We start from the raw sequence: 16,189 nt of genomic DNA, 5'->3' as shown, positions 1-16,189 counted from the left end.
TACGCATGGTGATAAAATTTCACTGCCTAATTTATACTTATCTAAAAAAAAGACTTAAAACTGGCTTCATAAGCTAGTTTTAAGTCTTTTTAGTCTTTTACTTTTCTTTTAACTCTCCATGTACTCTCTCAAGAGTGAACTTATAGCCATCATTTCCATAATTAATACAACGTTTTACTCTAGAAATTGTTGCAGTACTAGCACCGGTATCTTTTTCTATACGCTGATATGTGTATCCTTCCATCAGCATTCTCGCTACTTCTAAACGTTGTGCCAACGATTGTATTTCGTTCATTGTACACAAGTCGTCAAAAAACTGATAGCACTCTTCTAAGTCCTTAAGACTTAATATCGCTTCAAATAATTGATCTAATTCTTTTCCACGTAATTTATTTATTTGCAAAAAGACTCACCCTCTCTACATCTTCATTGCCAAGTTTTAGCTTATCTATTCACGGATAGTTAATCAACTGTGTTGTTAGATAATGAAACATATGATTCGAGTCCACCACCGTTTGTTGGTACAATGTTCACCCAAGTTTGTCCAGGTAAAAATGGCACCTGTTGATCATCTTTAAATGGTAGTATGATACCATCTACATTTTTCCATTCTACTTCTTGTAATGTTCCTTCTTGCATTAAATAAGCTCTTCCACCAGACTCAACATCGATCTCCCTTCGATTTGAACCAGCATCGATGTGGTTCTCTTCTTTAGGAATGACGCGGTGGCTCATCTCTACTATAAATACATTCTTTGGTGCAACTGCTTCGCCTGTCTCTAAATCTTCGGTTGGCTGTCCACCATTGTATCTGACATATTTTTTCAATTGTTCGTCATATTCATATTGTACGTCATTATTCGTAGAGCCATATTTAACCTCGAAGTAATCTACTTTTTCTCCTGCATTTTCTTCTAGTTCATCAACAAAGTACAAGGAAGGTGGCTGTCTCTCCCACTCATACCCGAGGTGATCTGTTGCTGCCTTTAAGTCATCATAAGTCGTATACATATTATGAGGTGCGACTCTATCAGTGGATCTAGAAAAGAATCGTCCATCGTATACAAGCCCAGAAATATTATCGACATAATCACTTTCTGCTAATTGGAGTCCCCCTGGACTTCCGCCTGCTGATGCATAAATAGCATCAAATCCTTTATTTAAATGTACATAATAGCTTCTTGCACTACGGACCGGTCCAATACGTTCTGGTTGCTGACTATGATAGATTGCTAGCAATCTCGTTATCGACCCTTCAGAAAGAACTTCATACACTACATCTGCTTGATAAAGACCTGATTGAGGTCTTGCACTCATCGAGTTTTCAATCATCACACCAAATGCACGGTATTCAAATTCTCCCTCTTCTGACCCTAACCCTGTTAGTGGAAACGGAGGTAACGGCTCTTCTTCCGGTTCCTCAGACTCTATTATTTCAACCTTTTCTTCTTCTCGTGGTTCTTCTTTTGCTGTTTCTTCTTCTGATTTACAAGCTACGAGAAAAAATAAACTTATTACGAAGACTGTTAATATTAGACGTTTCATCTTTTCGTTCACTCCCATACCTATTCACTTTCTTAGTTTAACGCATAATTGAGGGAAAGAGAACTTTTTTCTTTTTTACATCAAAGATCCCTTTTTGTGTTACTCGAACGTATGGTAAGTGAGTTGATGCGAAAAATAGCAAACTATAAATCGGGTCGTTAAAACGATATCCCCGCCCTTTTAGCGCCTCTTTTAACGTTGCCTCCTGCTCCATCACCTTCTCCATTGTTTCTTCTGACATCATTCCATTTAATGGTAGATTCATAGAGAATACCATTTTGTCCTCATCAAGAAGAACAATACCACCTTGCTGTTTCTTCAATTGATCAAATGCCTTTAATAATCCCTGCTTAGATTTACCTATTAAAATAATATCTCCTGTATGGTTAAAAGTACTAGCAAATCCATAAAGGCTTTTACCAAAGCCTTTTATAGCTGTGCTTAATATCCACTTTCCAGAACGGTCTACTAATATAAAGAAACATTCATCATTTTCTTCGCTCAACGTCTCTCTAGTAAGATCTGATATAATCCGATAAGGCTTTAAAATAACATCATTTGCCATTTCCACTCCGACTGGTAAAGAAAAATGAAAGTCACTTTCCTGTAAGTCCCAATCTATATTTAAAGGCGATAAATCATACTCGTTCCATGACATATCTATATTAGGGAAGCATGGTGTATCCTGCTTACGAACCCATTGACCTTTCGCCAATACATCAGTAGGTAACGGATCCTCTGTTGACGATAAGAAATTAATATTCGCAATTCTCCCTGGCGCAATCATTCCTAACATATCATCCATATGATAATGCTTTGCGACATTGTATGTGCACATCGCTATCGCATCCATAAACGGAACCCCATTATCAAGTGCAATCTTAATGAGGTGTTCCATCATACCATTTTTCATAAAGCTCGGGGTCGAGCCATCAGTTGTCATAAGTAGACTTTCATACTGATCTAATCCAGCCTCATGTAGTTCAGATAATAAGTTCGGTAAATCTGGTCGAATAGAAGAGTATCTTAACGATGCTGTCATTCCCATGTCTAATCTTCTGATCACATCTTCTCCTGTCATTGATTCGTGATCTCCGTCAACACCTAATAAAGCCATTTGCGTGAGCGTTTTTTCGCTCGCCCCAGGAAAGTGCCCCTCAATTGGCTTTTTGACATCCTTTGTTTCCTGCATCCAATGCAGGATAGAATCATCCCCATTTAATACACTTGGCCAGCCTGTTAATTCTCCGCCTTGTACGACATATGGATGATTAATCCACGTTCTCATATTTGAATAAGCAAACACTTCTTCCTCATTATGCAACTCTGTTTGTGAGTCATAACGAGCCCACCATAAAAGTGTAGCCGGTGTCTTTTGTAGATTATCTAACAAAGTAAGCGCTTTCTTTTTGCTCAAATGTAAAAAAAACAGTAAGTTGTCATTTATTAACGTTGTTGTTCCTCGTTCTGATGCATATTGAGCCAGACTAAGGGGATTATATAGTTGAAATGGGTGTGCATGATGCTCGATATAGCCTGGTACAGCGTATTTCGATGAGGCATCAAAAATCTCGGTTTCATGTGGCATAAGCTTAGGCAATTGATCTCCCACATAAACAATACGATCATTGTAAATCCAGATGTTCCCTTTATTCCAGCATTTCCGAACGCTATTAAGCCATTTCGCATTCGTAATAACCTTCGTAGGAGCTAAATTTCCACGAATAACTTCTAGCTGCTGTCGTATTTCTCTTTTAGTCCAGTAATGTGAAAATCCTTTTACCATCTTTATCACCCAATTTTGTTTAGTTTATCTTTGTATTATCGTAACATACTTTCCCTTTAAAACACTAAAGTTTTATATTACAAAAATATTAAATTTGGAGGAAAACACTATGAAACAAAATATCGGAACATTAAATGCATTAATCAGAATCACTTGCGGCTTTTCTATTCTTGCTTGGGCCACTGCAAAGCTCGTACGTCGTTCCAATGAAACGATGCCACTTTTATTAGCCATGATGGGAGCAATGAAGGTTGCTGAAGGGTTTACACGCTTTTGTCCGTTAACATATATAGCAGAACAATCAATGGATAAAAATAATGATAATACAAGCTATCGTAGCACCCATCATACAGAATCGGCTAACGGGTCAGAACCAATCAATCCAACATAATTTTGTTTTTTATCGAGCTTGTTTTCACGAGCTCGTTTTTTCATGAGGTACGCGAGCAGACATGCTTTAACCAATCCTCTTATCTTTTATTAGCGAACAAAAACCTCTAATAAGATGTATATGATTAAAAATAATACTGATGAAATAACAAAAGAATTGACATTCATCGAGAATCGCTCCATTTTAAACGATTTCTGACTATATATTCTTTCTGCCTTGTAATGAGCCATATTGAAGCCACCACTACTTGAAAAAAAGATCGTTATTACTACAAATAAAATTGCTGTAAAAAACATCACATCAAAAAAATGATGAGTATTTAGTTGCTCATAAACAAGAAACGTGATGCCGAATTGTGCTCCAAGAGATATGATAATAAAGAATAATTTCCATAAAAGCTTTTTTATAGACATTTGATGTATGCTCCCTCCCTCTTGTCATTATTGTAGAATCACCTTTATTTAATTTAATCTATTAATATAATGAAAATATTGGAAAATTTAGAACAAACCTTTTAAAAATTTCCCTATTAATCTTGGAGCAAACAATACTATTTCTATCGCAATTTCTAGTACATTACTTAAAAGCAAATTCTTATCTTGTTCTTTTCTCTTATTAGTCAACTCTGCCACTCCTAAAACATTGATATCGTATATACGATTGTATACTCAGAAGGTTTCATCATATTGAAATATTCTAGATTAAGTTTATAAAAGATTAATTGTAAGAGCATATCTTGTAATACACTCAGGCATTGAAGTAACTTCTCACGGAGGGAACTTCTTTTAATGTCCACTCAGACATCTGCTCATCTTCTGATGGGTTTTAAACTCTCTTTAATGTCCTTTCGCTCATACCCTCACTTCCTCACGGGATTTTAAACTAACTTTAATATCCTATGCCTCATACCCTCACTTCCTCACGGGATTTTAAACTCTCTTTAATATCCTTTCGCTCATGCTTCCACTTCAACAAGGGCTTTTAAACTCGCACAAAACCACATAATAGTATTCACATGACAAATGCGCCCTACACCTATACTAGGGACACTGAAAAAGTGAAAGAATACCCACTTTTTCAGTGTCTTCCTATACTAGAAAGGGTGACTCAAAAGGCAAAAATGCACTTTTCGAGTCACCCTTGTTACACTCTACTAATTTTATTTTTTGTTTGAAAGATTCACAGCACGACTTCCGATATCAGAGCGATAAAATAACCCTTCCCATTCATGGGCATTTAGCACCTCATACGTTTTCTCTAATGCTGCATGTAAGTCTTCTCCAAGCGATGATAACAATATGACACGACCGCCATTTGTTGCCCAGCCATCCGCTGTTTTTTTCGTTCCTGCATGAAACCATTTTTGCCCTTCTACAACATCACTCGGAACACTCATCGGTGTCCCCTTTGGATAGGAGCCTGGATAGCCTTCAGACGCTAACACAACACCAGCACATGCTTTATCTGTCCACTCCAACTCTATCTCTTTACTAGATAACGTGCTCTCAATGACATCCACTAAATCTGTCTCGAGACGAGGAAGAACAACTTGTGTTTCCGGATCACCGAATCGAGCATTAAATTCAATTACCTTTGGGCCATCCTCAGTCATCATTAACCCTGCATACAAAATCCCTGTAAATGGAACACCCTCGGCAACCATCGCTTTTGCCATTGGACGCAGTATCGTTGCCTCTGCTTCTGCAACAAGATTAGCGTCAATGTGAGGTACAGGAGAGTATGCTCCCATTCCTCCAGTATTAGGCCCCGCATCACCATCAAATGCACGTTTATGATCTTGAGCTGGAACCATCGGGAGAACTGTTTCACCGTGAACGAATGCCATTAAGGACAGTTCCTCACCTCGTAAACAATCTTCAATAACAACAGATGCTCCAGCATCTCCAAATGTACGAGCACCCATAATGTCATCAAGCGCTACTAAAGCTTGCTCCTCTGTTTCTGCAACAATAACGCCTTTTCCTGCAGCTAATCCATCGGCTTTTACAACAATAGGGGCACCTTGTTTGCGAACATAAGCTTTTGCTTCCTCTACATCCGTAAAGACTTCATACGCCGCTGTTGGAATGTCATATTTTTTCATAATTTCCTTTGCAAACTGCTTACTACCTTCTAACGTTGCAGCTGCTTTCGTTGGACCAAATACAGTTAATCCTTCCGCTTGAAAGAAGTCGACAATGCCACTCACTAATGGCGCCTCTGGACCTACTACAGTCAACGCAATACTTTGTTCCTTCGCGAAAGCAATTAAACCTTCGTGATCATTTTCATTTATATCAACATTAAAAATTCCGTCTTCAGCAATACCTGCACTACCTGGTGCTGCATACACTTCTGTGACTTTACTTGATTGCTTTAACTTCCAGCATAGTGCATGCTCACGACCACCACTACCTACAACCAATACTTTCATGATTAGCCCCCTCTTCCCTTTAAATTTCTTACACTTGCAGTTAATGTTCAATAAATAAATACTTTAGATGCACGTACGTATTTGGTAAATAAGCCCAAACAAGCCCAGTATATAAGAGCCGCACGCTCGCTTCAATCACCTTTTACATTTGCATATTTGATAAAAGACCGGGTAAAATGCTACCCGATCTTTTGCTAATAAATGTTAGTGTTTAAAGTGTCTTACGCCTGTAAACACCATTGTAATGCCGTATTCATCAGCCTTATCGATAGAATCTTGATCCTTTACAGAGCCACCAGGCTGAATGATTGCAGTAATGCCTGCTTTTGCAGCAGCTTCCACTGTATCATTCATTGGGAAAAATGCATCTGACGCTAGTACTGCACCTTTCGCTTGCTCTCCTGCTTGCTCAATTGCAATTTTCGCAGCACCGACACGATTCATTTGCCCCGCACCGATACCGATTGTTTGATCCGCTTTTCCTAATACTATCGCATTAGATTTCACATGCTTTACAACATTCCATGCCATCTTTAATTGCTTTAATTCATCCTCAGTCGGCTCTCTCTTCGTAGCGATCTTTAGCGTTACATCTTCGTAGCTTAATGTATCCTCATCCTGTAATAATGCTCCACCTGCCACACTTTTCACAAATTGCTCAACAGGCTGATCTGCTGCAAAGTCTACAGTTAAGAGACGCAAATTTTTCTTTTCTGTTAAAATCTCTAATGCCTCTTCAGTAAAGCTAGGAGCAATAACAATTTCAAGGAAAATCTCTTTCATCTTCTCGGCTGTCATAGCATCAACTTCACGGTTTGACGCTACAATTCCACCAAAAATAGAAACTGGATCCGCTTCAAAAGCCTTCATATATGCCTCGTAGACGTTCTCACCAACGCCTACACCGCATGGGTTCATGTGCTTAATCGCAGAAACTGCAGGCTCTTTGAAATCACGAATAACCGCTAGCGCAGCATCTGCATCGTTAATATTGTTGTAAGAAAGCTCTTTTCCATGAAGCTGTTTCGCACGAGCAATGGAAGTTAAGTTACCAAGTGGTTTTTCATAGAAGCTCGCTTTTTGATGTGGATTCTCTCCATAGCGAAGCGTTTGTTTTAAGTTATAGGTTACTGTAAGCTTTTCAGGAGTTTCTTCTCCTACTTGCTTCGTTAAGTATTCAGCAATGAGTGCATCATAAGCCGCAGTGTGGCGGAAAGCTTTAGCAGCAAGCTTACGTTTTCTTTCAACAGATACCTCACCGTTTGCTTCTAACTCTTCTATTACTACATCATAATCATCGGCATCAACGATAATAGAAACAGATGCATGATTTTTTGCAGCGGAACGGATCATTGATGGACCACCGATATCAATATTTTCGATTGCATCTGCATAAGTAGACGCAGGTTTTTCAATAGTTTGTTGGAAAGGGTACAGATTAACAATGACAAAGTCGATTAACTCAATCCCGTGCTCCTTTGCAGCATTCATGTGCGCGTCAACATCGCGACGTGCTAGTAACCCTCCATGAATGTTAGGGTGCAACGTTTTCACTCGCCCATCCATCATCTCAGGAAATTGTGTTACATCTTCGATCCCAATAACTTTTACTCCAGCTTCAGCTAATGCTTTTTTTGTACCACCAGTAGAGATGATCTCGACCCCTAAGCTTTCTAGCTTTTGAACGAATGGGATAATACCTGTTTTATCTGATACACTTACTAATGCACGTTTTTTCACCTGTTACACGCCCCTTGTTATTTGTTCGATAACACCTTGTATCGTTTTCGGATACAGTTGATGCTCAACTTGCTGGATTTTTCGTTGTACGTCCTCTTTCGTATCTCCATCTTCTATGTGAATCGCCTCTTGGGCGATGATCGGACCAGTATCCATACCCGCATCTACATAATGCACCGTTACACCACTAACCTTTACCTTTGCATCAAATGCCTGTCCGATAGCATCTAATCCAGGGAATGCGGGTAATAACGAAGGATGAATGTTGACTATTCTATGTTCAAAGGCAGACAGTAACGTGGAGCCAATCAGCCTCATATAGCCTGCTAAAACAATCAACTCAACGTTATATGCTTGAAGCTGCCTTAAAATTTCTGTTTCATATGCTTCCTTTGAAGCGAATACTTTTGGTTGGTATGTGAAAACAGGTACACCGTGATTTTCAGCACGCTTAATGGCATAAGCATCCTCCTTATCACAAACGAGAAGCTGTACTTTCCCGGCAACTGCCCCACTCTTTACTGCTTCCATTATCGCTTCAAAGTTACTTCCACTTCCAGAAGCAAACACTCCGAGATTCATGATACGCCCTCTCCTTTAAACGTTACACCAGTGCCTGTTACAACTTCACCGATTACCTTTGGAGATTCACCGTTTTCTGTCAGTGTCTTTATTACTTCATCTGCATCAGAAGCTTTAACCGTTAACACAAGACCAATGCCCGCGTTAAACGTTTCATACAAATCGATAGCAGTTAAGTTACCCTTTTCCTTTAACCATTGAAATACTTGCGGTAACTCCCAAGCGTCGACATTAATTTCCGCACCTAGTCCTTCTGGAAGCATACGCGGCACATTTTCGATAAGACCACCACCAGTAATATGCGCTGCTGCCTTCACCAAGCCATTAGATAAAAACGGTTTTAGCGTTTTGACGTAAATACGTGTCGGTTCAATAAACACTTCTCCAATCGATTTACCCGAATCTCCAAATGGATCGCTCCAAGACAAGCCTTGTTCAGCTACTATTTTACGGACGAGTGAAAAACCGTTACTGTGTACACCTGATGATGTAATACCGATCAAAACATCTCCTGCTGCAACATTTGTTGGATCAAACAATTGACTTTTTTCTGCAATACCAACAACAAATCCTGCCACATCATATTCCTCTGGTTTATAAAGACCTGGCATTTCCGCAGTTTCTCCACCAATAAGCGCTGCTCCTGATTGACGACAGCCCTCCGCAATGCCTGAAACAACTTGCTCAACTACTTCAGGATCATTCACACCAAGCGCTAAATAATCTAAGAAAAATAACGGAGATGCCCCTTGAACGATAATATCATTTACACACATGGCAACTGCATCGATTCCGATTGTATCGTGCTTCCCCATCTCTTGGGCAATGAGGAGCTTCGTTCCAACACCATCTGTTCCTGATACAAGTACTGGCTCTTTATAAGTAAAGGAAGAAAGGTCAAACAATCCTCCAAAGCTTCCGAGAGAACCAAGGACTTCTGGTCGTTTTGTTGATTCTACATGCTTTTTTATACGACGAACTCCTTCGTAGCCTGCTTCGATATTTACACCGGCTGATTCATAAGCTTTTGACATGTTTTCCCCAACTCCTTAACATTTTTCTTGTGGATGATCAGTTTCTGGATATATTTCAGTAGGGTAGCTTCCTGTGAAGCAAGCTAAGCATTGGCCATGATTCTCCATCTCTGGTGAACGCCCAATCCCTTTTTGTAAACCTTCTACACTTAAGAAGGATAAGGAGTCTGCTCCGATTTCCTCACGAATTTCTTCTACTGTTTTTACAGAGGCAATTAACTCACCTTTTGTTGATGTATCAATGCCGTAAAAGCAAGGATTTGTAATTGGTGGCGCACTAATTCTAACGTGAACCTCCAAAGCTCCCGCCTCACGCAGTAGCTTTACGATACGACGACTTGTCGTTCCCCTTACGATGGAATCATCAATCATGACTACTCGTTTCCCTTCAACAACTCCACGAACAGCAGATAGCTTCATTTTTACCCCTTGCTCACGAAGCTCCTGTGATGGCTGAATGAACGTTCTTCCAACATAACGGTTTTTAATTAATCCTAATTCATATGGAATACCAGCCTGCTCAGCATATCCAATGGCTGCAGAAATACTAGAATCAGGAACACCTGTTACGACGTCTGCTTCTACAGGCTGCTCTTCAGCTAGCTGTTTCCCTAAATTTTTTCGTGCTTGGTGTACGTTTATTTCATCGACGTTACTATCTGGACGTGCAAAGTAAACGTACTCCATAGAGCAAATCGCACGCTTAGGTGAAGAAGAAAACCTTTCACTTCTAAGCCCGTCATCATCGATTATCACTAGCTCCCCTGGCTCTACCTCACGTAAATATTCCGCACCAATAATATCAAAGGCACATGTTTCAGATGAAATAGCATATCCATCACCTAAACGAGCAATCGAAAGCGGTCGAAGTCCGTTCGGGTCTAACGCTGCCATCATCTTACCTTCAATCATAAAAATAAACGCATACGCACCTTTAATCATCGTTAATGCATTTTTAATTCTTTCTTCGATCGTGTCATAGCCACTTCGCTTAATTAAGTGTGCTACAACCTCAGTATCAGAAGTCGTTTGAAAAATGCTCCCTTGTCTTTCAAGCTGGTGCTTTAACGCATTCGCATTTACTAGATTTCCATTGTGCGCAAGTGCAAGACTGCCAGTTTGCGAGTTAAAAACAAATGGCTGTACGTTTAATAGGTTACTATCGCCTGCTGTCGTATAACGAACATGGCCGATTGCACCCTTACCATGCATATCGTTAATCTCACCTTTACCAAATACATCATTTACAAGCCCCATCCCTTTATGGGCTTTTAGCTTTTCTCCATCACTAACGACAATTCCAGCACCTTCTTGGCCTCGATGTTGAAGACTATGAAGGCCATAATAGGCAATCGGTGCAGGGTCTTTATGACCCCAAACACCGAATACCCCGCATTCTTCGTTTAAACCTTTTATTTCAGCAAACATGAAATGGCACCTCTCCATGTGTCTTCGAGTTTTGATACTTCTTCTGTTAATACAGATTTACCTGCTTGATCTTGAACAGTGAGCGTCGCTTCTTTCGTTACTTCACCAACAAGTGTTGCATCAGGAATCAACGCTTCAAAAGCTGACTGATTATCTTTTGCAACCGTAATAATATATCTGGAAGGCGTTTCAGCAAAGCTCTCCTTCACTACATCCTCACCTTGTAAAGTCACTTTTGCACCTAACTGAGTACCGAAAGTACATTCTGCTAATGCGACTAAAAAACCACCTTCTGCTAAATCGTGGGCAGAAGATACTGTTCCAGCTTGAATAGCAGCTAAAACTTGATCTTGACGCGCTTTTTCAACAGACAGGTCAATAGCTGGCGCTTTTCCAGAAATAGCACCTTTTTGAAGCTTTTGTAGCTCACTTCCACCGAAGTCATCTCCAGCCTCACCAATGACATAAATTAAATCTCCAGCTTGTTGGAATTGCTGCTTCGTAATGTGATCTACGTTTTCTACAAGACCTACCATCCCAATAACAGGTGTTGGATATACTGCAACTCCATTTGTTTCGTTATATAAAGATACGTTCCCACCAATTACTGGTGTTTCGAGCACTTCACAAGCATTGCTTAATCCGTCTGTAGACTTTTCTAGCTGCCAGAAAATTTCTGGTTTTTCAGGGCTACCATAGTTTAAACAATCCGTAACGCCAAGTGGCTTTGCTCCTGAACAGACGAGATTTCTAGCTGCCTCGGCAATAGCAATTTGTCCACCTACGTATGGATCTAAATATATATAACGAGAATTACAATCTGTTGTCATTGCAATTGCTTTTTCCGTATCACGAATACGAAGAACAGCAGCATCCGAACCAGGTGCGACTACTGTATTCGTTCTAACCATGTAATCGTATTGGTCATAAACCCACTCTTTACTAGCAATGGTTGGTTGTGCTAATAATTGTGCTAACGTTTCCTTCATATCTGCTACTGCAGGTTTGAAAGGCGCTTCATTTTGGAATTGACTATAGTAAGCAGGCTCTTTAGAAGGCTTATGATATACAGGCGCATCCTCTGCTAAAGAATCAACAGGAACGTCCGCTACAACTTCCCCTTTATGAAGGAGACGAAGCTTTTTATCATCCGTCACTTTCCCTACAACAACCGCTTCTAAGCCCCAACGCTCAAAAATATCGATCATTTCTTGCTCACGACCCGCTTCCACAACAAGGAGCATTCTTTCTTGTGACTCTGAAAGCATCATTTCATATGCCGTCATCCCTTTTTCACGTTGTGGTACTTTATCTAAATCCATTTCAATTCCAGAGCCAGCTTTACTAGCCATTTCTGCGGAGGAAGAAGTAAGACCAGCAGCACCCATGTCCTGAATACCAACAAGCGCATCGTTTTGGATCGCTTCAAGACATGCTTCAAGAAGAAGCTTCTCCATAAATGGATCTCCTACTTGAACAGCAGGGCGCTTCGCTTCAGAAGCTTCACTTAACTCCTCGGATGCAAACGTTGCTCCGTGAATACCATCGCGTCCAGTGCTTGCACCAACATAAATGACAGAGTTGCCTACCCCTTTTGCTTGCCCCTTTTGGATATCTTTATGGTCAATTAACCCTACGCACATCGCATTCACTAATGGATTACCGTCGTAACAAGGGTCAAATTGGATCTCTCCACCGACTGTTGGAATACCGATACAGTTACCGTACCCAGCGATACCTGCAACTACCTCTTCAAATAAATACTTCACTCTAGGCGTCTCTAATTCTCCGAAACGTAACGAGTTTAATAGACCTACTGGACGAGCACCCATGGAAAAGATGTCACGAATGATACCACCTACACCAGTTGCAGCCCCTTGATACGGCTCAATTGCGGATGGATGATTATGACTTTCGATTTTGAAAACGACTGCTTGCTCGTCTCCAATATCAATGATTCCAGCACCTTCACCAGGTCCCTGTAACACTTTTTCACCTGTTGTCGGGAATTTTTTCAATACGACTTTAGAGTTTTTGTAGCTGCAGTGCTCCGACCACATAACAGAGAAAAGACCAATTTCTGTATAGTTAGGTAGACGCCCTAAAATATTTTCTACCATGCGAAACTCTTCATCTGTTACTCCCATTTCTGCGTAAATGCGCTCATCTTTAATCATCTGTGGAGATGGCTCATGAAGTAATTGCATTTCGTTCCCTCCAATGGCTTAAAATCGATTTAAATAAAGTTAATCCGTCATCTGATCCTAGTAATGAATCGACTGCTCTTTCAGGGTGAGGCATCATGCCAAGTACATTTCCTGCCTCGTTCGTAATACCTGCAATGTCATTTACAGATCCATTTACATCTGATTGATATGAAAAAACGATTTGTTTATTAGCAACTAGTTTCTGTAGCAAGTCATCGTCGCAATAGTAATTTCCTTCACCATGAGCAACTGGGATTGTAATCTCTTGCCCTTTTGCATAACCATTTGTAAAAAGCGTTTCGTTGTTCTCTACTACTAACTGAACAGGACGACAAATGAATTTCAAGTTTTTATTTCGACGCATCGCCCCTGGTAAAAGACCTGCTTCTAAAAGAATTTGGAATCCATTACATACGCCAAGTACTGGCTTTCCTTCGTTTGCTGCTTGAATGACAGCATCCATTATTGGTGAAAAACGAGCAATTGCTCCACAACGAAGATAATCCCCATATGAGAATCCTCCTGGTAACAACACACCATCAAAGCCTTCTAAGCTCGTTTCGTCATGCCATACATACTCTGCTTCAACACCAAGTTCATCCTTTACTGCATGATACATGTCTAAGTCACAGTTGGAGCCTGGAAAGACGATTACTGCAAACTTCATTGAGAAACTACCTCCTCAATTTCAAAACGATAATCTTCAATAACTGGATTCGCTAATAGCTTTTCACACATTTCCTTTACTTCCGCTTCAATTTTATCCGCTGTGCTTTCGATGCGAAGCGTCATTACTTTTCCGATTCTAACTTCCTCTACTCCTTCAAAACCTAAGTGATGTAAAGAACCTTTCACCGCTGCTCCTTGTGGATCTAATACCGCTTCTTTTAATGAGACAAATACTTTTACTTCATACATTATTTAAGTCCTCCTAGTCGAGTTAAGATTGTTTCATAGCCGTCTTGCAAGTTTCCTAGCTGAAATCTAAATAAATCTTTATCGAATGATTCCCCTGTTTCCTCATCCCATAAACGGCACGTATCCGGAGAAATCTCATCTGCTAGTAAAATCGCACCTGTTTGGTCTCTACCGAATTCCAGCTTAAAGTCTACTAATTGAATGCCGACCTTTTTAAACATCTGTTTAAGGTGTTCATTGACTTGTAGTGCCATATCTTTTAGCTGGTCTACCTCTTCTTTACTAGCTAAATTCATGACCCGTACATGTTCATCTGTAATGATAGGATCACCTAGCGCATCATCTTTATAATAAAACTCTACTATTGGAGGGTTAAAAGCCGTTGCGCGTTCAATTCCGAGCCTTTTTACTAGACTACCAGCTGCCACATTGCGAACAACTACTTCAATAGGAACGATTTCTACTTCTTTTATTAATTGCTCATTACTTGATAATCTCTCAATAAAGTGACTATCAATCCCTTCTTGCTTCAACTGTGTAAAAATGAGAGAACTGATTTCGTTATTTAATCGCCCTTTGCCAGTAAGTACATCTTTTTTCTCTCCGTTAAAGGCTGTAGCATCATCCTTATATTCCACCCATAGTACACCTGGGGTTTCGGTTTTATAGATTCTTTTTGCTTTTCCTTCGTAAAGACAAGCTCCTTTTTGCAAGATGCTCCCTCCTATTCATTTTGAGGGACTGAAAAAGGTCAATATCGGAGGCCTTTTTCAGTGCCCTCTGGCTACTAATAGTCAAACGCTAATTATTAATAATCGTGAGTCAACTAATTTAATCCTAGACGATCAAAGATTGTATCGACGTGTTTTAAATGATGGTGATAATCAAAGCAATCATCTAGCTCTTCCTTAGATAAGTGGCTCATAATTTGCTCATTCGCTTCCACTAATGAACGGAATGGTACAGCCTTTTCCCACGCTTCCATCGCCTTCGGTTGCACTAAATCGTATGCTTCTTCTCTAGCCATCCCTTTATCTATAAGCGTTAAAAGAACTCGTTGGGAGTAAATTAAACCGTACGTTCTATCCATGTTGCGCTTCATATTGTCAGGGAATACCGTTAAATTTTTGACGATGTTACCAAAACGATTAAGCATGTAGTTAATCATAATAGTCGCATCTGGTAAGATGACACGCTCTGCTGAAGAGTGAGAAATATCTCTCTCATGCCATAAAGCAACGTTCTCATATGCTGTTACAACATGACCTCTCAATACACGAGCAAGACCTGTCATATTTTCTGAACCAATTGGGTTTCGCTTATGCGGCATTGCCGAAGAACCTTTCTGACCTTTTGCAAAAAACTCTTCCACTTCACGTGTTTCACTTTTTTGTAATGCACGTACTTCCACTGCCATTTTCTCAATAGAGGAAGCAATTAATGAAAGTGTTGCCACGTAATGCGCATGGCGATCGCGTTGTAAAGTTTGTGTAGAAATCGGTGATGCTTCTAAACCAAGACCTTCACATACATATTTCTCTACGAACGGATCAATGTTTGCATACGTTCCAACCGCCCCAGAAATTTTACCTACTCGCACGGTCTCAGCAGCCGCTCGGAAACGTTCTAAGTTTCGCTTCATTTCTTCATACCATAGTGCTAGTTTTAAACCAAAAGTTGTAGGCTCTGCATGTACACCATGTGTGCGCCCCATCATGACTGTCATTTTGTGCTCTTTTGCTTTATCCTTCAATATGTTGATAAAATTAATTAAATCCTTTTCAATAATCTCATTTGCTTGTCGAAGTAAATATGATAATGCCGTATCAACAACGTCTGTTGATGTTAAACCGTAATGCACCCATTTACGTTCTTCCCCTAACGTTTCAGATACAGCACGTGTAAAAGCAACTACATCGTGTCTTGTTTCTTCTTCAATCTCTTTAATTCTATCAACGTTAAAGCCTGCATTTTCTCTAATTTTCTTTACGTCCTCTTTCGGTATATCACCAAGCTCCGCCCACGCCTCACAAGCTTGAATCTCAACCTCTAACCACGCTTGAAAACGATTTTCCTCTGTCCAAATAGCACCCATTTCAGGTCGTGTATAACGTTCAATCATCT

Annotated in this window: 16 protein-coding genes; 1 reads left to right on the top strand and 15 read right to left on the bottom strand. The window is 40.1% G+C overall.

Going from position 1 to position 16,189, the window contains the following annotated elements; translation table 11 throughout:
- Positions 1-97 precede the first annotated feature (97 nt).
- The 3 genes from BCELL_RS02300 to BCELL_RS02290 are packed head-to-tail and all read right to left on the bottom strand — an operon-like array spanning position 98 to position 3,331.
- The gene (locus BCELL_RS02300) at positions 98-403 is read right to left on the bottom strand and encodes a YerC/YecD family TrpR-related protein (protein ID WP_013487052.1); all 306 of its coding nucleotides are present in this window, start codon (positions 401-403) and stop codon (positions 98-100) included.
- 59 nt (positions 404-462) lie between these two features.
- The gene (locus tag BCELL_RS02295) at positions 463-1,545 is read right to left on the bottom strand and encodes a DUF3048 domain-containing protein (protein ID WP_013487051.1); all 1,083 of its coding nucleotides are present in this window, start codon (positions 1,543-1,545) and stop codon (positions 463-465) included.
- A gap of 37 nt (positions 1,546-1,582) precedes the next feature.
- Positions 1,583-3,331 (bottom strand): adenine deaminase C-terminal domain-containing protein, encoded by a 1,749-nt coding sequence (locus tag BCELL_RS02290; protein ID WP_013487050.1) that lies wholly within the window; start codon positions 3,329-3,331, stop codon positions 1,583-1,585.
- Positions 3,332-3,440: 109 nt separating this feature from the next.
- Here BCELL_RS02290 and BCELL_RS02285 point away from each other — a divergent pair, with 109 nt between their 5' ends.
- The gene (locus tag BCELL_RS02285) at positions 3,441-3,722 is read left to right on the top strand and encodes a YgaP family membrane protein (protein ID WP_013487049.1); all 282 of its coding nucleotides are present in this window, start codon (positions 3,441-3,443) and stop codon (positions 3,720-3,722) included.
- An 89-nt stretch (positions 3,723-3,811) separates the two neighbouring features.
- On the opposite strand, the gene BCELL_RS02280 is transcribed toward BCELL_RS02285, so the two are convergent.
- The 12 genes from BCELL_RS02280 to purB form a co-directional block, all read right to left on the bottom strand.
- Positions 3,812-4,135 carry a hypothetical protein gene (locus BCELL_RS02280; protein ID WP_013487048.1) on the bottom strand — a complete coding sequence of 108 codons (324 nt, stop codon included), beginning with the start codon at positions 4,133-4,135 and terminating at the stop codon, positions 3,812-3,814.
- 87 nt (positions 4,136-4,222) lie between these two features.
- Entirely contained in the window at positions 4,223-4,345 is a 123-nt protein-coding gene (locus tag BCELL_RS23140) for a hypothetical protein (protein ID WP_280966321.1), read from the bottom strand.
- A gap of 536 nt (positions 4,346-4,881) precedes the next feature.
- Positions 4,882-6,156: a phosphoribosylamine--glycine ligase gene (purD, locus tag BCELL_RS02275; RefSeq protein WP_013487047.1), complete on the bottom strand. Its 1,275-nt coding sequence runs from the start codon at positions 6,154-6,156 to the stop codon at positions 4,882-4,884.
- Positions 6,157-6,360: 204 nt separating this feature from the next.
- The gene (gene purH, locus BCELL_RS02270) at positions 6,361-7,896 is read right to left on the bottom strand and encodes a bifunctional phosphoribosylaminoimidazolecarboxamide formyltransferase/IMP cyclohydrolase (protein ID WP_013487046.1); all 1,536 of its coding nucleotides are present in this window, start codon (positions 7,894-7,896) and stop codon (positions 6,361-6,363) included.
- A 3-nt stretch (positions 7,897-7,899) separates the two neighbouring features.
- Positions 7,900-8,481, bottom strand: coding sequence for a phosphoribosylglycinamide formyltransferase (purN, locus tag BCELL_RS02265; protein ID WP_041808106.1), 582 nt, complete (start codon positions 8,479-8,481; stop codon positions 7,900-7,902).
- The gene (gene purM, locus BCELL_RS02260) at positions 8,475-9,512 is read right to left on the bottom strand and encodes a phosphoribosylformylglycinamidine cyclo-ligase (RefSeq protein ID WP_013487044.1); all 1,038 of its coding nucleotides are present in this window, start codon (positions 9,510-9,512) and stop codon (positions 8,475-8,477) included. Before purM ends, purN begins: the two co-directional genes overlap by 7 nt.
- A 15-nt stretch (positions 9,513-9,527) precedes the next feature.
- Positions 9,528-10,940, bottom strand: coding sequence for an amidophosphoribosyltransferase (purF, locus tag BCELL_RS02255; RefSeq protein ID WP_013487043.1), 1,413 nt, complete (start codon positions 10,938-10,940; stop codon positions 9,528-9,530).
- On the bottom strand, positions 10,925-13,147 hold the full coding sequence (purL, locus tag BCELL_RS02250; protein WP_013487042.1) for a phosphoribosylformylglycinamidine synthase subunit PurL: 2,223 nt from the start codon (positions 13,145-13,147) through the stop codon (positions 10,925-10,927). The genes purF and purL overlap by 16 nt, the downstream gene beginning before the upstream one ends.
- Positions 13,131-13,814: a phosphoribosylformylglycinamidine synthase subunit PurQ gene (purQ, locus tag BCELL_RS02245; protein WP_013487041.1), complete on the bottom strand. Its 684-nt coding sequence runs from the start codon at positions 13,812-13,814 to the stop codon at positions 13,131-13,133. The genes purL and purQ overlap by 17 nt, the downstream gene beginning before the upstream one ends.
- Positions 13,811-14,065: a phosphoribosylformylglycinamidine synthase subunit PurS gene (gene purS / locus BCELL_RS02240; protein ID WP_013487040.1), complete on the bottom strand. Its 255-nt coding sequence runs from the start codon at positions 14,063-14,065 to the stop codon at positions 13,811-13,813. Before purS ends, purQ begins: the two co-directional genes overlap by 4 nt.
- Positions 14,065-14,778: a phosphoribosylaminoimidazolesuccinocarboxamide synthase gene (purC, locus tag BCELL_RS02235; RefSeq protein WP_013487039.1), complete on the bottom strand. Its 714-nt coding sequence runs from the start codon at positions 14,776-14,778 to the stop codon at positions 14,065-14,067. Before purC ends, purS begins: the two co-directional genes overlap by 1 nt.
- A 113-nt stretch (positions 14,779-14,891) precedes the next feature.
- Positions 14,892-16,187, bottom strand: a complete 1,296-nt coding sequence (gene purB / locus BCELL_RS02230) for an adenylosuccinate lyase (protein WP_013487038.1) — start codon at positions 16,185-16,187, stop codon at positions 14,892-14,894.
- Positions 16,188-16,189 lie beyond the last annotated feature (2 nt).

Source organism: Evansella cellulosilytica DSM 2522 (genome assembly GCF_000177235.2).
Classification (GTDB): Bacteria; Bacillota; Bacilli; order Bacillales; family Salisediminibacteriaceae; genus Evansella; species Evansella cellulosilytica.
The sequence above is the reverse complement of the archived record's forward strand: the minus strand, read 5'-3'. Positions and strand labels throughout refer to the sequence as shown.